Origin of the sequence: Olsenella sp. oral taxon 807, from assembly GCF_001189515.2 — a bacterium.
Lineage (GTDB): Bacteria > Actinomycetota > Coriobacteriia > Coriobacteriales > Atopobiaceae > Olsenella_F.
In genome coordinates, this window is the sequence record NZ_CP012069.2 from 3,064,347 (window position 1) to 3,086,472 (window position 22,126).

Here is a 22,126-nt window from a genome sequence, read left to right on the forward strand (position 1 = left end):
CAGGAGCCCCACCGGCCAAATGGGGGCCATATGATCCGACCCAGGACAAAGGTGCGTAGATACGGGCCCGGCGAGCTCCACATCGGGGACTGCGAGTGCGGCACGCAGGTGATGGCCGACGAGAGGCGCTCGATGGGGGGAGAGACGGCCGCGATAGACACCCCCGAGCAGCTCGCCCACGCCGAGCGGGAGTGGCGGCTCGACGGCCTCGCCCCCTTCCTCGGGATGGTCGAGGGGAACCCCATCGAGGACAACTTCTACCTCCTGGTGCTCGAGGAGCGCCCCCTCGGTGAGCCCCCGCGCCCCGAGAGCTCGGTCGGCGTCGTGGTGATCAAGGAGGGGTCGTCGGACGCTGACGTCGGCCTCTTGTCGGAGGAGGAGGGGGACACCGCCTGGGGCGAGGTCGTCGGCTGGGGCGAGGCGAGGTCCGCCCGCCTCCACATGGCCGCCGTCCCGCGCTCGCTTCACGCGGGGTCCGGCCTCGGGGGTGTCGTCTACCCGGGCGAGGAGCGAGACGGGGCGGGCTACTGGTGGAGGCCGTGCCGCGTCGGGCCCGGCGACGCTCACGTCGAGAGCTGGCCGTGCCTCCCGTCGGACGGCGTCTCGGTGCCCCCCGGCCACCCGGTGGTCGTGGACACCGCGGGACAGCTCGCCCACGCCGTGTGGGAGTGGGGGCTCGCGGGCTTCGCTCCCCTCCGCGAGATGGTCGGGGGGCACCCCCTCGAGGACCACTTCTACCTGATGTCGTACGAGAGGCTGCCGCACGGCCCCGGACGCCTGTCGCGGGCGGTCGGCGTGAGCTGGGACTCGGCCGAGATCCGGCTCACGTACGACCGGGGGAGCCCGTTCGGCGACGGGGCCGCGCCGGAGGGCGCGACCGGCCTCCTCACCGTGGCGGCGGTCCCCCGCAGGTACGCGGACGGCGTGGGCTTCTACGACGTGGTCTACCCGGGCGTGGGGCTGGTCCCCACGCCGTATGATCCCGTCTAGGTCGAGGGGAGGTCCTCATGGAGGGTACGCACAGCCGCCGCGCGGCCGTCGCCGTGGCCCTGCTCGCCGCCGGGGCCGCGTGGGCGGCGCTGGCGGCGGGCCCGCGCCCGGAGCGCGAGGAGGAGGCGCCGCAGAAGCCCCTTCCCCCGCTGGAGTACAGCTGGCCGGGGGATGACTACGAGGACTGGTCCAAGACGAGCAGCTACGGGCCCGGCGAGGTCCACATCGGGGACTGCGAGTGCGGCACGCAGGTGATGGCCGACGAGAGGCGCTCGATGGGTGGGCGGACGGCCGCGATAGACACCCCGGAGCAGCTCGCCCACGCCGAGCGGGAGTGGGGGCTCGACGGCCTCGCCCCCTTCCTCGGGATGGTCGAGGGGAACCCCATCGAGGACAACTTCTACCTCCTGGCGCTCGAGGAGCGCCCCCTCGGGGGACCCCCGCGCCCCGAGCGCTCGGTCGGCGTCGTGGTGATCAAGGAGGGGTCGTCGGACGCTGACGTCGGCCTCTTGTCGGAGGAGGAGGGGGACACCGCTTGGGGCGAGGTCGTCGGCTGGGGCGAGGCGAGGTCCGCCCGCCTCCACATGGCCGCCGTCCCGCGCTCGCTTCACGCGGGGTCCGGCCTCGGGGGTGTCGTCTACCCGGGCGAGGAGCGAGACGGGGCGGGCTACTGGTGGAGGCCGTGCCGCGTCGGGCCCGGCGACGCTCACGTCGAGAGCTGGCCGTGCCTCCCGTCGGACGGCGTCTCGGTGCCCCCCGGCCACCCGGTGGTCGTGGACACCGCGGGACAGCTCGCCCACGCCGTGTGGGAGTGGGGGCTCGCGGGCTTCGCTCCCCTCCGCGAGATGGTCGGGGAGCACCCCCTCGAGGACCACTTCTACCTGATGTCGTACGAGAGGCTGTCGCACGGCCCCGGTCCCCTGTCGCGGGCGGTCGGCGTGAGCTGGGACTCGATCGAGATCCGGCTCACGTACGACCGGGGGAGCCCGTTCGGCGACGGGGCCGCGCCGGAGGGCGCGACCGGCCTCCTCACCGTGGCGGCGGTCCCCCGCAGGTACGCGGACGGCGTGGGCTTCTACGGCGTGGTCTACCCGGGCGTGGGGCTGGTCTCCACGCCGTATGATCCCGTCTAGGTCGAGGGGAGGTCCTCATGGAGGGTACGCACAGCCGCCGCGCGGCCGTCGCCGTGGCCCTGCTCGCCGCCGGGGCCGCGTGGGCGGCGCTGGCGGCGAACCCGCGCCCGGAGCGCGAGGAGGAGGCGCCGCAGGAGCCCCCTTCCCCGCTGGAGGAGTACTACAGCCGGCCGGGGGGTGACTACGAGGACTGGTCCAAGACGAGCAGCTACGGGCCCGGCGAGGTCCACGTCGGGGACTGCGAGTGCGGCACGCAGGTGATGGCCGACGAGAGGCGCTCGATGGGGGGAGAGACGGCCGCGATAGACACCCCGGAGCAGCTCGCCTACGCCGAGCGGGAGTGGGGGCTCGACGGCCTCGCCCCCTTCCTCGGGATGGTCGAGGGGAACCCCATCGAGGACAACTTCTACATCCTGGCGCTCGAGGAGCGCCCCCTCGAGGGACCACCGTACCCCGAGCGCTCGGTCAGCTCCGTGATGTTCAGGGAGGGGCGGTTGGGCGTTGACATCCTCCTCGTGTCGGAAGAGGGGAACACCGCCTGGGGTAGGGTCGTCGGCTGGGGCAAGGCGAGGTCCGCCCGCCTCCACATGGCCGCCGTCCCGCGCTCGCTCCACGCGGGGTCCGACCTCAAGTACGCCGTCTACCCGGGCGAGGAGCGGATCGGGTGGGGCTACTGGTGGAGGCCGTGCTACCTCGGGCCCGACGACGCGCACATCGAGAGCTGGCCGTGCCTCCCGTCGGACGGCGTCTCGGTGCCCCCCGACCACCCGGTGGTCGTGGACACCGCGGGGCAGCTCGCCCTCGCCGCGTGGGAGTGGGGGCTCGCGGGCTTCGCGCCCCTCCGCGAGATGGTCGGGGAGCACCCCCTCGAGGACCACTTCTACCTGATGTCGTACGAGAGGCTGCCGCACGACCCCGGACGCCTGTCGCGGGCGGTCGGCGTGAGCTGGGACTCGATCGAGATCCGGCTCACGTACGACCGGGGGAGCCCCCTGTTCGGCGACGGGCACGCGCCGGAGGGCGCGACCGGCGTCCTCACCGTGGCGGCGGTCCCACGCAGGTACGCGGACGGCGTGGGCTTCTACGGTGTGGTCTACCCGGGCGTGGGGCTGGTCCCCACGCCGTACCATCTCGTCTAGGTCGAGGGGGAGGTCCTCATGGAGGGTACGCACAGCCGCCGCGCGGCCGTCGCCGTGGCCCTGCTCGCCGCCGGGGCCGCGTGGGCGGCGCTGGCGGCAAACCCGCGCACGGAGCGCGAGGAGGAGACGCCGCAGAAGCCCCTTCCCCCGCTGGAGTACAGCCGGCCGGGGGAGGGCGACTGGGATTGGTCAAAGACGAGCAGCTACGGGCCCGGCGAGGTCCACGTCGGGGACTGCGAGTGCGGCACGCGGGTGATGGCCGACGAGAGGCGCTCGATGGTGGAAGTGGTCGCGATAGACACCCCGGAGCAGCTCGCCCACGCCGAGCGTGAGTGGGGGCTCGACGGCCTCGCCCCCTTCCTCGGGATGGTCGAGGGGAACCCCATCGAGGACAACTTCTACCTCCTGGTGCTCGAGGAGCGCCCCCTCGGTGAGCCCCCGCGCCCCGAGAGCTCGGTCGGCTCCGTGCTGATCGGAGAGGGACGGTCGGGCGTTGATGTCTATCTCGTGTCGGAGGAGGGGGATACCGCCTGGGGCGAGGTCGTCGCCTGGGGCAAGGCGAGGTCCGCCCGCCTCCACATGGCCGCCGTCCCGCGCTCGCTCCACGCGGGGTCCGGTCTCGCGGGCGTAGCCCCGCAGCTCTACGAGGGGCCCGGCCTCGGGGGTGTCGTCTACCCGGGCGAGGAGCGAGACGGGGCGGGCTACTGGTGGAGGCCGTGCCGAGTCGGGTCCGACGACGCGCACATCGAGAGCTGGCCGTGCCTCCCGTCGGACGGCGTCTCGGTGCCCCCCGGCCACCCGGTGGTCGTGGACACCGCGGGACAGCTCGCCCTCGCCGCGTGGGAGTGGGGGCTCGCGGGCTTCGCGCCCCTCCGCGAGATGGTCGGGGGGCACCCCCTCGAGGACCACTTCTACCTGATGTCGTACGAGAGGTTGCCGCACGGCCCCGGACGCCTGTCGCGGGCGGTCGGCGTGAGCTGGGACTCGGCCGAGATCCGGCTCACGTACGACGGGGGGAGCCCGTTCGGCGACGGGGCCGTGCCGGAGGGCGCGACCGGCCTCCTCACCATGGCGGCGGTCCCCCGCAGGTACGCGGACGGCGTGGGCTTCTACGGTGTGGTCTACCCGGGCGTGGGGCTGGTCCCCACGCCGCGCCATCCCGTCTAGGTCGAGGGGGAGGTCCTCATGGAGGGAACGCACAGCCGCCGCGCGGCCGTCGTCGTGGGGGCCGCCCGCGATATGGGAACCTCTAATATCACACGTAAAAAGCTGGCAAGTGATGCTAAAATATCTCGCGTACGGCCCCGTAGCTCAGGGGATAGAGCACAGGTTTCCTAAACCTGGTGTCGACGGTTCGAATCCGCCCGGGGTCACCATAAGACAGAGAGCCCAGAGGCATTGCTGCCCCTGGGTTTTTTCTTCACCTCACGGAGAGACGCATTCTGGCTGTGGGACCTCACGGAAAGACGCACTCTGGGGTCTTCAGAACGGCCAGAATGCGTCTCTCCGTGAGGCCGGTAGGTTGTAGGATGCGCTTTTCCGTGAGGCGAGCTCTGGGCGAGCGAGCCAAAGTGCGCTTTTCCGTGAGATCCAACGTACAGAATGCGCTTTTCCGTAGAGTGCACTTTTTCTCACCTGCGCAAACGTGGCGTCGCCTCACGGAAAAGCGCACTCTGCGCGTCAAACCTCACGGAGAAGCGCACTCTGCAGCCGCCCCTTGGCCGCGACGTGACCAAAAGGCGCGCTCTGCAACGTTACCCGTCGCTATCGTTGTCCCCACCGGTATTGCCGCCGGTGCCACCTCCGGTGTTGCCTCCACCGGTGCCCCCGCCAGTATTGCCACCCCCGGTGTTGCCGCCTCCCGTATTGCCACCTCCGGTGTTGCCGCCCCCGGTGTTGCCTCCACCGGTGTTGCCGCCACTGCCGTTGTTTCTCCCAGAGCTAGATGCGGGACCCGACGAGACCGTGATCGTGACCGTCGCGCCTCTCTTTGCGGAGCCCGTCGGAGATTGCTTGATGACCTTGCCCTTGGACACGGAGCTGCTCGTGGCGTGGTCGACTGCGACGTCGAAGCCCGCTGACTCGAGGGCCTCCTTTGCAGCGCTCTCCGTCGAGCCCACGACGTTGGGCACGCTTAGGCTCGAGGGTCCCGTCGAGACCGTGATCGTGATAGTCGCCCCCTTCTCTGCCGTTCCGGTCTTAGACTGGGAGATGACATAGCCCACGTCAGTAGTGTCGCTCTCGGACTTCTTGACGTCCACCGAGAAGCCAGCAGCCTCGAGGGCGCTCTTTGCATCGGCCTGCGACTTGCCCGCCACATTCGGTATGGTCGCGGTCTCGACGCCCTTAGAAAGCTGATAGGTGACGATGTCCCCGGCCTTTGCGGTGGCGTTGGCAGAGGGGTTCTGTGCAGCTACGGCGCCCACCTCAACATCCGAGCTGAAGACGGAGTCACCCGCCTGCCCCACGAGGCCTACCTGTCGCAGGGCGGACTCGGCGGCAGAGGGCGTCATGCCCGCGAGGTCCGGTACCGTCACCGTCGCGGCAGGCTCCTTGCCCTTGGAGATCACGATGTTGATCTGGGTTCCTCTCGGCTTTTGCAGACCGGCATCGGGATCCTGGTCTGAGACGAGCCCCTTCTCGACGGCTGAGTTATACTCCTCCTTGATCGTGCCTTTCGTGAAGTAGTTGGAGTCAGTGATCTGCTGCAGTGCCTGCTCTTGCGTGAGGTTGTGTAGGTTGGGTACGCTCTGGGTCTGATTTGTGGGGCCAAGCACAGACGCAAGCGCCACGACGGCGCCAATCAGAAGGATAGCTCCCAAGAGCGTTCCCACCACCATGTTACGACGATGTCTCTTGCGCTGCCTTTCCGCATCCTGACGGGCCTTTTCGGTTGCCGTCTGGGGCTTCGAGCGGCTGGCGGGACTGATCATGGGCGGCAGATCCGTTGCATTGCCTGCCACGGGAAGTGTTCCCGTGGCCTGTCTGGTGGTGGCGACGGGAATGGGTGAGGTCACGTTCTCGCCCGCCGTGGCGCTGTTGACTGCCCGAAGACGTCCAGCAAGGTAGTCCCTGAGCACGTGCGCAAGTTCGTCGGCCGTTTGGAAGCGATCGTTAGGGTCCTTTTGCATACACTTGAGGATGATGCTTTCAAGCGATGCGTCAACTTGGGGGTTGCGCTGGCTTGGTGGCATGGGCTGCTCGTTGACCTGCTTGAGCGCGACCGAGATCGCGTCATCGCCATCAAAGGGAACGGAACCCGTCGCGGCCTCGTACATCACGATGCCAAGCGAGTAGATGTCGGTCGTGGGGCCAAGCTCCTTGCCCTGCGTCTGCTCGGGTGAGACGTAGTGGGCGGTTCCCAGGACGGAGTTATCGGTGGTCAGGTGGCTGTTCTTGGCGCGTGCGATGCCAAAGTCCATGACCTTGATGTTGCCATCTGGCTGCACCATGATGTTTTGCGGCTTGATGTCGCGATGGATGATGTCGTGTCGGTGGGCGACCGAGAGGGCCTGGGCTATCTGAGAGCCGATCTGCGCGACCTTCTTGCAGTCGAGGGCGCCGTGCTTGCGTATGCCGCTCTTGAGGTCGGTGCCGCGCAGGAACTCCATGACGATGTAGTAGGTGTTATTGTCCTGGCCCCAGTCGTAGACCGACACAATGTAGGGACTCTGCAGGGCTGCCGCAGCCTGTGCCTCCTGCTTGAAGCGAGCGGCAAACGACGAGTCGCCCGCGAACTGCGGCAGCATCGTCTTAACTGCGACCGTGCGGCCCAGCACCTGGTCGAGGCCACGATACACCACAGCCATACCGCCGGTGCCGATCTTGTCCTGGATGACATAGCGTCCACCAAGAGCCCTGTCTGACATTGTCTCTCCTATCCCGCGGCGCTCGAGCCGCCCCCGAACGCTATCGTAAGACGTCGCCGCTTCCCTTGGCGCGTTCATTTTCCCGCACCTAAGGCTTGCACATTGAGGCAGGCTGCAAGCACCTCTCCTGCGACCTCCGCCCCCTCGCCGTGGACGTTGTTATCATCTGAGCCCTCGATGCAGACCGAGATTGCGAGTGTTGGCTGATCGTAGGGTGCAAATCCTATGAAGAGCGAGTTCGAGACCGTCGAGCTGACCTCGGCGGTGCCGGTCTTGCCTGCTACCTTGACGCCGCGCACCCTGGCGGAGGTACCAGTGCCGCCCTCCACGACGGCAAGCATGGACTCCTTGAGCTGTCCTGCCGTCTGGGCGGATATTGCCTGTCCGAGCGAGCGCGGCTGGGTGGTGGAGATCGTCACTCCCTCGGGTGAGAGCAGATGGTCGACGATGTGGGGGTTCATCACGATGCCGTTGTTGGCGATCGTGGCCGCGGTGACGGCGTTTTGCATGGCCGTCGTCTGGGGGCCCGCAGGACTCGAGTGCTGTCCGACGGGCTGGCCGATGGCGGACCATGCGGTCTCCCACTCGCTCATTTGCGAGGGGTCGGGCATCAGAGAGACGGTGGTCGAGAAGTCCTGCCCGAGGGCCGTACCGTACCCGAAGGCCTTGGCGTAGTTGACGAGAGTCTGGGCGCCTATCTTGGTCCCAAGCTGACCAAAGACGGTGTTGGCCGAGTTGGCGAGGGCGTCTTTGAGCGTGAGCTTGCTCCAGGACTGGTTGTCTATGTTGGTGACGGCCGCCCCCCCGATGTCCATGGACGCGGGCGCCTTATAGCTGTCATCGAGCTTTGCCTGGCCCGTGTCGAGCGCGGCGGCGAGCGTGATTGTCTTGAAGGTGGAGCCTGGCGTGTAGAGCACCTGGGTGCTGCGGTCCACGAGCTCTCCGCTCGAGTCGTTGCTCGAGAGGATCTGTGGGACGTCATTATACTCATAGCTTGGTGATGAGGCCTTCGCGAGGACCGCACCCGTCGTGGGGTTGAGGACGACGACGCTTCCGACCTTGCCGACAAGCGCATTCTCGGCAGCCTTCTGCATCTGTGCGTTGATCGTGAGCACGACCGAGGAGCCAGACGTCTGGATGCCCGCCATGGAGTTGAGGGCGCTCATCCAGCTCGTGTAGTCCGACCTGCCCGTGAGGATGTCGTTGTAGGATGACTCGATGCCGGTGGCGCCGTATTTCGTCGTGACGTAGCCCACCGTGTGCGCTGCGAGCGATCCCTTTGGGTGGGTGCGGACGTAGGTGCCGTCAGCCTGCCGTTGCGACTCGGCCAGGGTCGCGCCATCCGAGCTTATGATGGCGCCCCGCTGTATGCGTGCGGTCTTTGCGATCGTGTGGTTGTTTTTTGGCATGCTCTGGTAGTGGCGTGCCTGTATGACCTGGATGTAGGCGAGGTTGGCGACGAGGGCGCAGATCATCAGCGAGAACACGCTGACGAGGGCCGTGAGTCGCTTGCTGAGGGCGACGCGACCCAGCACGCCCGACTCAGGCGTCTGCATGGTGCGGCGGCTGCGGACGTGGGGGTTTTGTGAGACGCTCTCCGCCTGGCTTGCGCTTCCCGTGCTTCCAAGGGCAGAGGATGAGGAGCGCGCGTCGGTCATCTGCATCTCGATGCCACGTCCCGTGCCCTCATCACCCGTCCTCAGAAGCAGTCCTAGGATGATGAAGCTAGCAAGGAGGGAGCTGCCCCCCTGGCTCATGAAGGGGAGCGTGACGCCCGTGAGCGGCAGCGCCTTGGTGACGCCGCCGACTATGACGAAGGCCTGCACCACGATGGCCGAGGTAAGGCCCACTGCCGTGAAGGCCGCGATATCCGACTTGGCTCGCGCGGCCGTGGCGAGGCCCCGCACGGCAAACAGCAGGTAGCAGATCAGGACCGCCGAGGCTCCAAACAGGCCCATCTCCTCGCCGATGGCCGAGAAGATGAAGTCGGACTCAACGACGGGAATGAGGGTCGGCATGCCCTTGCCTATGCCCGAACCCGTCAGACCACCGTCGGAAAGCGAGAAGAGCGACTGGACTATTTGCAAGCCCTTGCCCGAGGCGTCCGCAAAGGGGTCGATCCATATGTCGACACGGGTCCGCACGTGGAGAAACTGGTGATAGCAGCCGAAGGCGGCGATTGCGAGCAGGCCAATGGAGACTATCACGTAGCCCACACGACCCGTGCAGACATAGAGCATGATCACGAAGAACGTGAAGAACAGCAGGGCGCTTCCCAGGTCCTTCTCGAAGATGACGACCAGAAGCGAGATGCCCCACATCACGAGCAGTGGGGCGAGCATGCGGGGGCGAGGGATCGAGAAGGGGCCTAGGTGCCGCGTCGAGGCGGAGAGAAGCTCGCGGTTCTCCGCGAGGTAGGCCGCCAGGAAGAGCACGATGAGGATCTTGGCGATCTCTCCGGGTTGGAACGAGAAGGGGCCAAAGGAGAGCCAGAGCTTGGAGCCACCGCGCTCCGTGCCGATGAGCATGGGTAAAATGAGGAGCACGATGCCAGCTAGTCCGATGGTGAACTTGTATTCGGCAAGCTTCTCGATGCTGGGAACAGCGATGAGGGTTGCGATCATGGCTGCCACCGACAGGAAGAGCCAGACGATCTGACTGTTTGCGAGATTGGACGCGAGCCTCGTCACGAAGGCGATGCCGATGCCTGAGAGCAGGAAGGTGATGGGCAAAAGCGCCGGGTCGGCGCTTGGGGCAAAGCGTCTCACCGCAAGGTGGGCTATCGCGAACGCCACAAAGAGTCCGATGGGGACCGAGAGCGAGCTGATCGTGACCGAAAGCTGCATGTCCATGACGTACATGGACCAGAGCAGGATGACGGGGAGCGCTGCGAGCACGAGGAGGCCGAGCTCGGCATTGCGTCTGGTGTTGAGCTGAGAGACGGCCATGGCTAGTCACCTGAGCCCTTCTGGGAGTCATCGTGCGTCGCCGGGTTGTCGGGAGAGATCTCGGTGCCCAGCAGCGTGCGCGACACAGTGACGGAACGATCGCTCTTATCCGCGTTGATCTGGTCCCGGTAGCTCTCCAGCGTGTTGCGGGCCTCCTCCTCGCTTCCGAGGGCCAGGCCCCTCTTGAGGTTGTCCTGAATCGAGCTGGGAAGATCGGAGACCTGCACGGAGCTGGTCTCGGCAAGGCGGGAGAGGGGGATGCCAAAGACGTCACCGGTCACGCCCTGGTAGATGCCGACGGTCCCATTGTTGTCAGAGAGGTACCACGAGTTGGCGATGACAAGGGCGATCGAGGCGAGAAGGATTGTGACGAAGGCCACGGCGGCGATGGCGATCCCGATCAGGCGCCTCTTGCGGGCGTGGGCGTGCTTCTCCATTGTGCCGTCATCCAGGATGTCGATGACGACTACCGTGACGTTGTCGTGCCCCCCCGCCGCGAGGGCGGCGGATGTGAGCTTGTCTGCGGCGGCCTGGGGCGTGGCCGTTGAGCAGGAGATGGCCTCGATCTTGGAGTCCTCCACCATCGAGGACAGCCCATCCGAGCACACGATGATCCTGTCGTCTGCCACGACGTCGAGCGTGAAGTGATCGGCGTACATGTCCGGATCGGAGCCGAGGGCGCGCGTGATGACGGAGCGGGAGGGATGCAGGCGCGCCTCGTCGGCCGTGATCTCGCCCGCGTCGACCAATTCCTCGACGTAGGAGTGGTCATGGGTCAGGCGGACGAGCCTCCCCTGGTGCAAGAGGTAGATGCGTGAGTCGCCCACGTGGGCGATGGCCATCTTACCCTTCTCGATGAGGGCGCACGAGGCGGTGCATCCCATGCCGGGTTTGCCGGCCCCCTGAACGGCACCCTCGATGACGGCGGCATTGGCCGTCTCGACGGCGGTGCCGAGCAGGACGTCATCGGCGTGCTCGGGCATGTGCGCAGAGATGGTCTCGACGGCGATGGAGCTTGCGACCTCACCCGCCGCGTGCCCTCCCATGCCGTCGCAGACGGCGAAGAGGGGGGCTTGACGAGGAAGGAGTCCTCGTTGTGCTCGCGTAACAGTCCGACGTCGGTGCGGGCGCCCCAGGCGAGCGAGACGGAGCTTCCGCTCTTGGTGTCGGAGCCCTCTCGCGCCGGGACAGAGAGGTCCTGGATGTTGAGCTCCTCGTCATGGCCTGGGCTCGTGGCGGGCTCTTCTGGTGTCGTCAAGGCGGGATCCTTGGCCTCGACCGTATGTGCGCTTAGCATGCTCATTGGCGACTCACACGCATGATGGCATCACCGACCTGCACCTCGTCTCCATCTCGCAGGGTGACGGGCCGTGTGATGGGGTGGCCGTTGACGAGCGTGCCGTTGGTCGAGTTGAGGTCCTCGAGCACGAGTGCGGGTCCTTGGAGTGTGAAGCGCGCATGGGTGGCCGAGACGTAGGCCTCATCGATGACGATGTCAGACGAGGGGGAGCGGCCGATGATGACGGGCCCGAGCATGTCCACGTGCAGGCCGCGCAGCGCCCGCGAACCTTTCTCCACATCGACGGACCAGATGGCCGCATCATGCCTCTGCCCGCGCACGAGGCCGATGCCGGTGCGCGTGACGGCGAGCAAGAAGAGAAAGAGGAGGATGACGAGCACGATCCTACCTGCGAAGAGCATCAGGTCGATCATGAGTCCTTCTCCCGGAAGACCAGGTTGGTGAGGCCGATGGTCAGAATGTCCCCATCGTGCAGGGTGTGTACGTCCACATCCACGTCGTTCACGAGCGTGCCGTTCGTCGAGCCAAGGTCCGCGATGTGCCAGCTGCGTCCGTCGTAGCTGAGCTTGGCGTGGCGGCGCGACGCATTGGGGTCCTGCAAGACGATGCCGCCGGGGATGCGCTCCCTGCCGATGGTGGTCGCGGGCGCCGTTCCCCTATAGGTACGGCCGCTCTGGTGGTCAATGAGCAGGCAGGTGGCAGCGCTGTGCTCCGTTGCGGAGGACGAGCGCTGGTGGTTGACCAAGGGGACGTTGCGGCGCTGTGTCGCGGGAACGGATACGGGGCGGACGTAGGAGTCGTCCGGTGCTGTCACGAGCGGTACGATCGGCTCGTCCCTTGCGATGGCACGTCCCCTCGCAACTGCGGGGGGCTCGATGGACGCGTTGTCGTAGATGTCCTGTATCGCTTGGTCAACGGCCTGATCGGGGATGACGTCGAGACCCGAGGAGTCATCGGCCGAAGACGTCTGCGCAGGGGCAGAGGGTGCGTCGATGGGGGAGGGCACATCGTCTATGAGCGAGTCCTCTTCGGATCGCTCCTCATCTACGCTGGGCACAGCCTGCGACATGCGCTCGCGACGCCTGCGCCTCTCGACAGGTGCGGTCGGGGCAATGTCGCCTTGCGATCCAGATAGAAACGCCCGCTCTTCCTCGCGCAGATGACTGAGTGCCCCGGCGTCGATGTTCTCGGCAAAGATGGCAAAGCGCCCGCTCTTGAGCGATGGGTCCACCATAAAGCGGGCGAGCGGCTTGCCGACGAACACGTAACGCTTGGCGTGTGCCTGCGCCTCGACAAATGCGGCGATCTCGCTCGTCAGCTGCGGGTAGAGTGGCCTCATGGCCGCGTCGTCATCCGGGGAGACCAGAAGCGTGTAGAGCGCGGGAGCCGTGTCGACGCCGTCGATCTCATATGTTTCGTTCTCCATCTCGCGTGCGGCACGCTTTGCGAGCTTCTTGAAGGAAAACGGAGCGGTATAACCATCCGGCGCCGCGCCGAAGGCGTCGCTGATGCGGCTTTCAAAAGTCTTAAGCAGATTCATTAAACTTCTCAACCTCCCCGTCAGTGGGCAGAGGGCCACGTACGACTACCATAAAGCACAGAATCACACATAAGAATAACGCAGCTAATGAGTATACCCAGTTAGAGGGAGACCATACGTCGCCATTCTCCACCCGCAGGGCCGCAAGCTGAGCAGATGCCAAAAGCACCGCGCAAAGAAACTGGCCAACTATGCCTGACCTCACACTGCGCCAACGTTGGGTGACGAGCGCCCCGCATGCTGCGGCGATGGGCGCGCTTGCGCAGGAGATGAGAGTGGGAAGGGTAAGCAGCTTGGCGGGCAGGCTGCTGAGTCCGGGGGCGACATTGGGCCCCAGGGGTGCGAGGGTCGCCACCATAAAGGCGAGCATCCATGAGATCAGTGCCGTGACGGCCGCCTTCAGCGCACTTTCTGAGAACGCCGCGACGGGTGCCCCCAGAAGTGGGTTCAGGGTGCAGGCTGGAAGAATGATCGCGCAGGAAGAGAGCTTATCCGCTTTGCCCACCCACAGCCACCACACCCCGAGTGCCACGCACGAGATAACGCACAGTGCGACTGCTCCTGCGCCCGCAGAGGTACCGAGTACCGCCGCGACAAGAGACGCAATGGCCAGGATGGAGCCTGCGGGCGTCAGCGCAAGCGTCGCGAGCGCAGCTACCGCGCAGGCGACGAGCTGGCGTTGGGTCCCCCTCCCGAGGTAGGCAGCGGACGTCAGGTAGACGGCCCAGGCTGTGGCGGCAGCGCTCGCGACGCGGATGAGTGCGCCCAAGAGCCAGGGATAGCGGTATGAGAGGGGAAGCCGCTTCCTTATATGGGCCTTGGAGCTTCCCCCGCTATCGTCGACCGATTGGGCGAGGAGCGACTTGATGGACTTGGCGCCCGCTCGGGGATCGCCAAGGCCAGAGGAGACCGTCTTGGCAAAGGCCTCGACAGAGGGAGGGCGCGCCGCCGGATTGGCGGAGATCGCCTGCGTGATGGCCTGTGCGGCTTCATCAGTAAGATCGTCGCTCAGCTTCGATATATCCTGGCGTGGCCCTCGCTCGATCTTCTCGAGGGACTTCTCGGCGGTTCCGGCACTAAAGGGGTTCTCGCCCGTAAGCGCCTGCCAGCACACGACTGCGAGTGAGAAGACATCACATCGTTCGTCCACAAGCCTGCCATTTATCTGTTCAGGTGGCATGTAGCCCACAGTGCCTCCGCGCGCCCCGCCATAGCCCGTGGCCGAGGCGAGGGTTGCCATGCCAAAGTCGCAAAGTTTAATAGCCCCGCTCCTCTCGAGGAGGATGTTGGAGGGTTTCACGTCTAGGTGAAGCACGCGGTTCTTGTGGGCGAACGCGAGGGCGTTCCCTATGGACGTGACCAGGTGGGCACACTCGTCGCCCGTGAGCGTGCCACCCTCGATACGCGCGAGGAACTCCGAGAGCGTGAGGCCGTCGATGAACTCCATGACGAGGTAGGCGTAGTCTTCGTCGGACTGGAAGTCATACATGGTCACGATGTTGGGGTTCGCTATCTTCGATGAGGCGCGCGCCTCATCGAGTGCCTCGCCAATGATCTGCCGCGACGTCATCTGGTCCTGTGGGGCAAGCGGTATGCTCTTTATGGCGACGCGGCGCTGCAATCGCGTGTCCCAGCAGTCGAGCACCGTTCCGAACCCATCGGCGCCACGGGTCTCCATGACCTGGTAGCGATTGAGCAGCAACTCCTGCGATGACTGCTGATCAGAGGCAGAGGCGCTGCTCCGACGCTCGCGACGCTCACCATTCCTTTGGCGGTAGCGCACCTCACGCTCGCCGCGGCCACGAATGTCCTGTTTGTGAAACCTATCCCCCACGGCGGCCCCCTGTGTGTGTTTAAACGCGTTGCTCGTCTGCCGTGACGATATGAACATTCTAGCGCGAAGTTGCCCAGCGCACCTGCAGAATCCTGATGATTATCGATTATCGCCAATGATTGTGCACGCATTACCCGCAGTCGGGCTGGGCGATGCCCCTAAGGGCGTTGTCTCGCTGCGCCCACGTCACGAGCGGCCCCGCTGCGGTGGGCGGCGTAAGCCACAGGTCCGTTGCCACCCATTGCCAAAGACGTGGCCCAGTTGCCAAAGACGCGGCCCAGTTACCAAAAACGCGGCCCAGTTGCCAAAGACGCGGCCCAGTTGCCAAAGACGCGGCCCAGTTGCCAAAAAAATACCATTGCTTCGTGTAAGGAGTTGGGGTAGAGTATGCAGTCACGCGGGCGTGGCGGAATTGGCAGACGCGTACGGTTCAGGTCCGTATGAGAGCAATCTCATGAAGGTTCAACTCCTTTCGCCCGCACCACTGCATGCTGACGCCTCTTGGTCTAATCCAGAGGCGTTTTTTGTGGGCTCCTCGCGGTTGTGTGAGGGGTTCGCCCCGACCCGGCCCCCCGGACGTCTCGTCACGGCGAAAGTGCCCCGCAGATTCTGGGGTACCTAAGATTTTTGCTCAACTGGGCAAACGTCGTCGCGAAGGTACCCCGCAGATTCTGGGGCACTAAGCGCGCGGCGCAGCGTGCGGGAAGCGGGCGCAGCGCGCGCGGCGCAGCGTGCGGGGCAGGTATTTCGGCTACGGAGGGAGCCCGATGATAGGCTGGCTGCCTACGGCTCAGTCGTCCTCCTCTTCCTCCTCCACCCCCTGGTCCTTATACTTGGCGCGGGTCCTGAACTCCAGGATAAACGAAATGATAAAGAAGAAGACAATGCCACCGACGACTAGCGCCAGCACACCTGATCTTGTCCCAAAGAGCCATTCAAAGAATTGCGCTACCTGGTCCATCGAGTTCCTTTCGGTGAAGGTTGTCCTTACGGGTCATTGCGGACCCACTCAAGCACACCCGGTCAAGTATATACTGGGCACGGTGCGCACAGTAGGGCGCGGTACACACAGGTGCGGGGCGTGCGACGGGAAGCTCCGTGAACGAACCAACAATCGAGAGGACTCAGATGCTCGACATCAAGTTTGTTAGAGAGAACCCTGACGTTGTGGACAAGGCCTGCGAGTCGAGGCAGAACGCTCACTGGGATCGCGAGCGCTTCTTTGAGCTTGACGAGGCACGCCGCTCCACTATCGGCGAGGTCGAGAGGCTCCAAGCTGAACGCAACGCCAAGTCCAAGCTCATCGGCAAGCTGATGCGGGAGGGCAAGAAGGATGAGGCGGAGCGGGCGAAGGCCGAGGTCGCCGCCAACAAGGGTCGCATCGCCGAGCTCGACGAGAGGCGCGCGAGCCTTGACGGGGAGCTCTTCGATCTGGTCTCTGCCATTCCCAACATCCCACATGAGTCTGTTCCCTACGGCAGGGACGACTCTGACAATCCCGAGCTGCGACGCTGGGGAGAGCCACGCGAGTTTGACTTCACGCCCAAGGCCCACTGGGACCTTGGTGTCGCCACGGGCATGATTGACTTCGACCGTGGCGTCAAGCTTGCGGGTACCCGCTTCTATCTGCTTGGCGGTGTCGGCGCCCTTATGGAGCGCGCGCTTATCAACTTCTTTATCGACCAGCACGCTCAGGCTGGCTTCAAGGAGTGGTGGCCACCCGTCATCACGAATCGCGAGTCTCTTTTCGGGACGGGCCAGCTGCCCAAGTTTGACGAGGATCTCTTCCACGTGAGCGGCGGCATGTATCTTATCCCGACGGCCGAGGTCATGCTCACCAACATCCACCGCGACGAGATCCTCGACGCCGACGTGCTGCCCCTTCTCTATACGGCGTTCACCCCATGCTTTCGCGAGGAGGCGGGCTCGGCCGGCCGAGACACGAGGGGCATCATCCGCGTGCACGAGTTCGACAAGGTCGAGATGGTCAAGTTCGCCAAGCCCGACAACTCCATGGACCAGCTCGAATCCATGGTCGCGCAGGCCGAAAGTTGCCTGCAGCTCTTGGGCCTGCCCTACCACGTTGTGACGCTCTGCACCGGAGACCTTGGCTTCTCTGCCGCCAAATGCTTTGACCTCGAGGTGTGGCTGCCCAGCTACAACTCCTACAAGGAGATCTCGTCTTGCTCCAACTGCTGGGACTTCCAGGCTCGCCGTGCCAACATCCGCTACAAGGACCCCAAGGCATTCAAGGGTACGCGCCTGGTGCACACGCTCAACGGCTCCGGCCTGGCGGTCGGGCGCACGATGGCCGCCATCATGGAGAACTACCAGAACGCCGACGGTTCGATCACGGTGCCCGAGGCTCTGCGCCCCTACATGCGCGGCATGGAGCTCATACGGTCCGATGGGGCATAGGGCCATGCGGGTCGTGTCGTGTCGTCCGTAGCGTACCGCGTATCGCCCGCGTGACTGAACGTTGGCGGCGGTACGTACAGATCCGTCTGGTAGAGCGGCGTGACGGTCAGGCGGTGTTGAGTGCGGTCGAATCGCCACGCCTTTCCTGGGTCATCCGTCGTGTCGTGGGAGGCCCACCAGCATGGGGATCTGCCTTAGGGTGGCGTGGCGAAGCTCGCTACTGCCTCCAGAAAAAAATGATCATTTTCGCTTGTAGTATAGAAACAGAAGTTCTATACTACACATAGTGTTAGTTGGACGATAGGAGGTAGCATGAAGGAACGGTGCTTGATCTGGCGGGAGGACGATGGAGAGGAGTCGAGGGAGGCTGCGCTTGTCCGTCGGGGCGATCGCCTGTGCATCGAGGAGATAAGCCGAGGCCCGCTGACGAGGGCGATGTTTGGCGCCTCTCCCTATGGTCGGCGCATCGTGATTGAGGGTGAGTTTGCGCCTGCGGTGCTCGCACACGCGCTGTATGCGGACTCCACCCAAGACCTCGAGGTGGTGCTCCGGCAATTCTTTCAGGTGGGGGGCGGCAGGCTCGTCGACATTGAGGACGCGCTTGATCGGGAGAACGTTCCGTATGTTTACGCAGCCTACACAAAGGATGAGGTTGCCTTCAGGCCTGCCTGCTAGTCCCGGTGCCATTAGCTGCAGATACAAAAACAAAAGGACCCCTTTCGGGGTCCTTGCTAGAGTCTGTGGTGCGGCGTACAGGATTCGAACCTGTGACGTTCTGATTCGTAGTCAGACCCTCTATCCAGCTGAGGTAACGCCGCGTGCAAGAACTAGAATGCCATCCCTAGGGGGCTAAGTCAAGTGGAATTGGAAAATACTTGCTTGGCTCCTTTTGGGTTCCCTGTGACTGTTAGACGGACACCGTGGGAAGACGTGGCATGCCAGGAATCGCTATGCTCATTCGTGCCCACACCTTCAATGGAAGGAGGATGATGGACGAAAAGGACAGGAAAAGGGGCGTGACGAGGCGCTCTCTGGAAGACACCTATCGTGAGGTCTCTGGTGAACCTCAAAAAAGCGAGCACACAGCTGACGGCCGTCGGCATGGCTTTGAGAAGTTCAGCCTCTACCATCAGTCAAAGATGATCTACTCGGCTGGCACAACGGTCAGTCGATGACATCCAACATCCAGGCTCTTTGTGAGGTGGGTAGCCATCCTGCGCGGCTGGTGCGGAGCGGGTGGGCGCCTGGACGGCCCGGCCCATGAGCGAGGTATGAGCCAAGCGCGTGCGGCCAAGCGCGTGCGGAGCGATGCGGGCCAAGGAGCGGGTACGCGTCCAAGGCGGGCGAGGCAGATAGAACGCAAAGCGCCTACCCGCGATCCTGCGGGTAGGCGCACTCATAGTCTGGCGGAGAGCTGGGGATTCGAACCCCAGATAGTCTTTTGGACTATACTCGCTTAGCAGGCAAGCACCTTCAGCCACTCGGTCAGCTCTCCAAACGGATACTTGCACATCATACCCCACAATGTGCCACTCCGCAATGGCAACCTGCTGTCGCGTCCCAAAATCCCAAGGGCGTCTACGATGGCCGTGCGCTTGGCCCAGTAGCCTCATGCTCGGCAGCACAGTCATCGCGCACACCTTCCGGGTAAGCGCCGGGCCGTGCCTATGCCTTTGGACGGGCCATCGGCTTGAACCTTAGTTATACACAACTTCCCTCATCGTGAGGTATGGGGCTCCCTCCCGGGACGCCCAAGCATACCGCGAGGAAGAGCGCCTGCGCGGGCGGCTCGGCGAGGCGCTGCTCGACGCCCGCCTGGTCAAGGCGCACCTCCGGGTCGGGGGAGTGAGGGTGCCGCGACCGCGAGGAGTCAGTCAGGAAGCTGTTTGATGCCCTGGGTGTGCTGCTCGAGGCGAGGTTTTCCATCCCTGCCCCGGCACATACCTAAGATGAGGGAAGCTGTGTCTAACTACTTGGTAGAAGCGGATGGATAAGGGTCACTCCACGGATACGTGGTACTTGCACCGTAGGGACTGCATCCCATTGCGATGCTTAAGATACCCGTCGTTCTCAAGCCGACCCAACACAATTCCTGGATCGCGATCGATGCTGGCCGCAAAGGCAGTGATAAAGGGCATGGTGAAGCGCCCTTTGCTCCTGCGCACGAAGTCCTGGTAGAGCCATGGGTCTATCAGCTTGTTCTCCGCGTACTCGTCCGCCTTCTGCTCGATGTCGCCAGCATCGCTCTCGAATGAGATGCCGTAGTCTCCGTAGATGACATGTCCCGCCTCGTGCAACAACGTGAACCAGAAAGAGTCTGCATAGAGTCGCCGGTCGTTGACCATCATCATCACGCTCTTGCCAACTCTCTTCGTAGCTCCGTTTGTCTTGGAGCCCGGCAGGTTTGGCAGAACCACGAGCACGACGCCGGCTTCGAGGAACCTTTCCCTGATCAGCGGGTAGAAGCCTTCGTGGTTTGTCGTCTGGGTAAGCGCAAACTCGATGGCCTCCTTGAACCTCTTCCTATCGAACTTAGGGGCGACAGTTGCGACGGCCTTGTTGGTGGCAATCTGCACCATGGTGTTGGCCTTTGCGATACCACCTTCGCTCATCGTGCCCGTGGACGATCTGAAGCTCACCGCCATGTCTCGGTCCGTGAGCACGGTGAGGGAAGCGACATCGAGGAAGGTCCTGACCCGCTCGACCTGCTCACCGAGCCTTCTGGGAAGGTCAGGAAGACCGAAGTTGTCGCGGAAGTAGTCGTATCCCAACAGCTTAAGGACATCCTTCTCCCGCTCAAGCTCCTCCTCGGACGCTATCTGCGCGATAGCGGTGTCGTACGCATTCTGTAGGTTGAGCCAGTAATGCACGGTGGTTCCGAGCAGCCTTGAGAGCTTCATGGCCATGTCAACAGACAGGCTCTGCCTGCCTCGCATAAGCAGGCTCAGGTTTTTGGGGGTGGTGCCGAGCCTCTTCGCGAAGTCCGCCTGGGTAAGACCGCTTTCTTCGACGATCTCTTCGATGTAGTAACCGGGGTGGAATGCCAGAGAATCCTTGTACTCGATATATTTACTCATAATGTCTGCTCACCTCTTCAATCCTGACGATTTCCACGATGCCAGCTATCTCGTCTATGTTGCACGGCTTAAACTGCTCGTTGTCTTCATCGAGCGGGCGCAGGATTATCCTCCAGGGGTCTTGCCTCGCCTTGACATCGATGGCGAAGAGGCCATCGAGGTTCTTGCCGTTCTTGTTAAGCAGCTTGTGGAAGTGAAATTGCCGCTGGACTACGATGTCCTTCAGAACGACAGCCTGCTCGAGCGCGTTAACCCTAGCGATGAGGCTTACCGCCAGCTTGCTGCTACCTGCGAACAGCTTCTTTGCCGCCTTAAGATCAGTGCATTGCTCCTCGACCTTCTTCGATGCGTAAACGAGTTCCAAGCTTGTCCTGCTTTCAAACTAGATTACCCAACGGGTAATTCATTATACTTCGTTACTCGTAGTGATTCAAGCGAGTGGTCATGTATGGCGTGCAAATGGAGAGAGAGGCCGAGAGCATCGACCCCTCTCTCCTGGAGCGATATGTCATGTCAATCGACGGCCTCTGGTGCCCCCACTCATGCCATCTCCATCTCGCCCGTGATCTGTACCGGGTAGCCCGGCATCTCCTCGTAGCCGAGGCGCGTGTTCTTCCACCACTCCTCGCTGGCGGTGCCGGAGTCCACGCACGCGTCGAGCTGCGCCTCGTCGACGGTGCGGCCGGGGCCTCTGCAGAGTCCCCGGCCGCGCAGACGCTCTTCCTCGCGGTATGCTTGGGCGTCCCGGGAGGGAACCCCATATACCTCATGATGAGGAAAGTTGTGGTTATAAGAGAAAGCCATCGGTCACGACAGCGTTACTCCTTCGCGTGCGCACCTTATCCCAGCTGAAGCGTGGCAGCAGCTCCGTTGGCGAAAGCTCCTCCCCTTGCTCGGCCAGGCCCGCCAGGCCTGCCAGGCGCCCTATGACACGACGCGGACTGACGCCTCGGTTCCGTATGGCGCCAAGGTCAAGGTCGTGGTCCCGTTTCGAGAGTCTCCTGCCGTCGGGGCTCATGAGCAGAGGGACGTGCCCGAAGCGTGGCGGTGTGAGGCCCAGAAGTCCAGCCAGGTATATCTGGCGCGCGGTCGAGCCCAGAAGGTCACATCCGCGGACGACCTCGCTGATGCCCATGAGGCCATCATCCACGACGACGGCCAACTGGTATGCCATCACTCCGTCACTCCTCCTTATAAGGAAGTCTCCGCAGTCACGTGCGAGCAGCTCTTGGTGGGGGCCGTAACAGAGGTCGTCGAAGGTGACGATGCCAGCAGGGTCGTGTGCGTCTGGCACGCGCAGCCTTGTCGACGGGAGGCGCAACCGTGCCCTTTCGGTCACCTCTTGGGGCGAGAGATCGCGACACGTCCCCTGGTACACGTAGGTGCCGTCCGAGGCATGGGGCGCCGATGCGGCATGCAGCTCGCTTCGTGTGCAGAAGCAGGGGTAGGTGAGGCCCTCGCACTTGAGCTGCGCAATCGCGTCCCGATAGAGCTCGCCCCTCTCGCTCTGGTAGTAGGGTCCTTCGTCCCAACTAAGACCAAGCCAGTCGAGGTCCTCCATAATGAGATCGGCTGCTCGCCTGTCGTGTGCCCTTGGGTCCAGATCCTCGATGCGAAGAGCCACGCTGCCACCCCGAGAGATGGCCGAGAGCCAGGCGATGAGGGCAGAGAGGGCATTGCCCAGGTGCATGCGGCCCGAGGGGGTCGGCGCAAAGCGGCCCTTGGGCGAGCGCGCCCTTGGGCCAAGCCAGTCCTGCGCTGCGGGGTGCGTGTGCGGGGAGGCGGTCATGGGTACGGGTATCTCTTGTGCGCCTTACTGGGGTGCGGACGTCACCAATATGCCAACTTGGGCAGTATACCCCTTCGCCGGGGGCGTGC

At 64.1% G+C, this 22,126-nt stretch carries 18 protein-coding genes and 4 tRNA genes; 9 read left to right on the top strand and 13 right to left on the bottom strand.

What is annotated here, in order from left to right; all coding sequences use genetic code 11:
- Positions 1–51 precede the first annotated feature (51 nt).
- The 5 genes from ADJ70_RS13185 to ADJ70_RS13205 all read left to right on the top strand — a co-directional run bounded on the left by ADJ70_RS13185 (position 52) and on the right by ADJ70_RS13205 (position 4,638).
- Positions 52–990 carry a hypothetical protein gene (locus tag ADJ70_RS13185; protein WP_157051554.1) on the top strand — a complete coding sequence of 313 codons (939 nt, stop codon included), beginning with the start codon at positions 52–54 and terminating at the stop codon, positions 988–990.
- A gap of 17 nt (positions 991–1,007) precedes the next feature.
- Positions 1,008–2,123: a hypothetical protein gene (locus ADJ70_RS13190; RefSeq protein WP_050342143.1), complete on the top strand. Its 1,116-nt coding sequence runs from the start codon at positions 1,008–1,010 to the stop codon at positions 2,121–2,123.
- Between the two features lie 17 nt (positions 2,124–2,140).
- The gene (locus tag ADJ70_RS13195) at positions 2,141–3,262 is read left to right on the top strand and encodes a hypothetical protein (RefSeq protein WP_050342145.1); all 1,122 of its coding nucleotides are present in this window, start codon (positions 2,141–2,143) and stop codon (positions 3,260–3,262) included.
- An 18-nt stretch (positions 3,263–3,280) separates the two neighbouring features.
- Entirely contained in the window at positions 3,281–4,429 is a 1,149-nt protein-coding gene (locus tag ADJ70_RS13200; protein ID WP_050342147.1) for a hypothetical protein, read from the top strand.
- A 133-nt stretch (positions 4,430–4,562) separates the two neighbouring features.
- A tRNA-Arg gene (locus tag ADJ70_RS13205) sits at positions 4,563–4,638 on the top strand.
- Positions 4,639–5,016: 378 nt separating this feature from the next.
- Here the strand turns inward: ADJ70_RS13205 and pknB are convergent.
- The 6 genes from pknB to ADJ70_RS13240 form a co-directional block, all read right to left on the bottom strand.
- Positions 5,017–7,131, bottom strand: a complete 2,115-nt coding sequence (gene pknB / locus ADJ70_RS13210; RefSeq protein ID WP_083444043.1) for a Stk1 family PASTA domain-containing Ser/Thr kinase — start codon at positions 7,129–7,131, stop codon at positions 5,017–5,019.
- Between the two features lie 74 nt (positions 7,132–7,205).
- The gene (locus ADJ70_RS13215; RefSeq protein ID WP_050342149.1) at positions 7,206–10,079 is read right to left on the bottom strand and encodes an FtsW/RodA/SpoVE family cell cycle protein; all 2,874 of its coding nucleotides are present in this window, start codon (positions 10,077–10,079) and stop codon (positions 7,206–7,208) included.
- A gap of 2 nt (positions 10,080–10,081) precedes the next feature.
- Complete coding sequence (locus tag ADJ70_RS13220; protein WP_062393168.1) at positions 10,082–11,125, bottom strand: PP2C family serine/threonine-protein phosphatase; 1,044 nt, start codon at positions 11,123–11,125, stop codon at positions 10,082–10,084.
- Positions 11,126–11,378: 253 nt separating this feature from the next.
- Entirely contained in the window at positions 11,379–11,792 is a 414-nt protein-coding gene (locus tag ADJ70_RS13230; RefSeq protein WP_050342152.1) for an FHA domain-containing protein, read from the bottom strand.
- Complete coding sequence (locus ADJ70_RS13235) at positions 11,789–12,919, bottom strand: DUF3662 and FHA domain-containing protein (RefSeq protein WP_050342154.1); 1,131 nt, start codon at positions 12,917–12,919, stop codon at positions 11,789–11,791. The genes ADJ70_RS13230 and ADJ70_RS13235 overlap by 4 nt, the downstream gene beginning before the upstream one ends.
- Complete coding sequence (locus ADJ70_RS13240) at positions 12,906–14,753, bottom strand: serine/threonine-protein kinase (protein ID WP_253273201.1); 1,848 nt, start codon at positions 14,751–14,753, stop codon at positions 12,906–12,908. Before ADJ70_RS13240 ends, ADJ70_RS13235 begins: the two co-directional genes overlap by 14 nt.
- A gap of 397 nt (positions 14,754–15,150) precedes the next feature.
- Between ADJ70_RS13240 and ADJ70_RS13245 the strand changes: the two genes are divergently transcribed.
- Positions 15,151–15,237, top strand: a tRNA-Leu gene (locus tag ADJ70_RS13245).
- A 306-nt stretch (positions 15,238–15,543) separates the two neighbouring features.
- On the opposite strand, the gene ADJ70_RS15010 is transcribed toward ADJ70_RS13245, so the two are convergent.
- Positions 15,544–15,714 carry a DUF6724 family protein gene (locus tag ADJ70_RS15010; RefSeq protein ID WP_172674514.1) on the bottom strand — a complete coding sequence of 57 codons (171 nt, stop codon included), beginning with the start codon at positions 15,712–15,714 and terminating at the stop codon, positions 15,544–15,546.
- 167 nt (positions 15,715–15,881) lie between these two features.
- Between ADJ70_RS15010 and serS the strand changes: the two genes are divergently transcribed.
- Positions 15,882–17,171 (top strand): serine--tRNA ligase, encoded by a 1,290-nt coding sequence (gene serS / locus ADJ70_RS13250; RefSeq protein WP_050342158.1) that lies wholly within the window; start codon positions 15,882–15,884, stop codon positions 17,169–17,171.
- A 312-nt stretch (positions 17,172–17,483) separates the two neighbouring features.
- On the top strand, positions 17,484–17,846 hold the full coding sequence (locus ADJ70_RS13255; RefSeq protein WP_050342159.1) for a hypothetical protein: 363 nt from the start codon (positions 17,484–17,486) through the stop codon (positions 17,844–17,846).
- A gap of 66 nt (positions 17,847–17,912) precedes the next feature.
- Here ADJ70_RS13255 and ADJ70_RS13260 read toward each other — a convergent pair.
- Positions 17,913–17,989: transfer RNA gene (locus ADJ70_RS13260), tRNA-Arg, on the bottom strand.
- A gap of 117 nt (positions 17,990–18,106) precedes the next feature.
- Between ADJ70_RS13260 and ADJ70_RS13265 the strand changes: the two genes are divergently transcribed.
- Complete coding sequence (locus ADJ70_RS13265) at positions 18,107–18,346, top strand: hypothetical protein (RefSeq protein WP_050342160.1); 240 nt, start codon at positions 18,107–18,109, stop codon at positions 18,344–18,346.
- A 229-nt stretch (positions 18,347–18,575) separates the two neighbouring features.
- Here the strand turns inward: ADJ70_RS13265 and ADJ70_RS13270 are convergent.
- The 5 genes from ADJ70_RS13270 to gluQRS form a co-directional block, all read right to left on the bottom strand.
- Positions 18,576–18,666: transfer RNA gene (locus ADJ70_RS13270), tRNA-Ser, on the bottom strand.
- A gap of 502 nt (positions 18,667–19,168) precedes the next feature.
- A complete protein-coding gene (locus ADJ70_RS13275; protein ID WP_050342162.1) occupies positions 19,169–20,248 on the bottom strand; it encodes a HigA family addiction module antitoxin in 1,080 nt (359 codons plus the stop codon).
- Positions 20,241–20,612, bottom strand: coding sequence for a hypothetical protein (locus ADJ70_RS13280; protein WP_050342163.1), 372 nt, complete (start codon positions 20,610–20,612; stop codon positions 20,241–20,243). The genes ADJ70_RS13275 and ADJ70_RS13280 overlap by 8 nt, the downstream gene beginning before the upstream one ends.
- 176 nt (positions 20,613–20,788) lie before the next feature.
- Positions 20,789–21,052 carry a hypothetical protein gene (locus ADJ70_RS13285; protein WP_050342165.1) on the bottom strand — a complete coding sequence of 88 codons (264 nt, stop codon included), beginning with the start codon at positions 21,050–21,052 and terminating at the stop codon, positions 20,789–20,791.
- Positions 21,036–22,037 (bottom strand): tRNA glutamyl-Q(34) synthetase GluQRS, encoded by a 1,002-nt coding sequence (gluQRS, locus tag ADJ70_RS13290; RefSeq protein WP_050342168.1) that lies wholly within the window; start codon positions 22,035–22,037, stop codon positions 21,036–21,038. Before gluQRS ends, ADJ70_RS13285 begins: the two co-directional genes overlap by 17 nt.
- Positions 22,038–22,126: the final 89 nt, after the last annotated feature.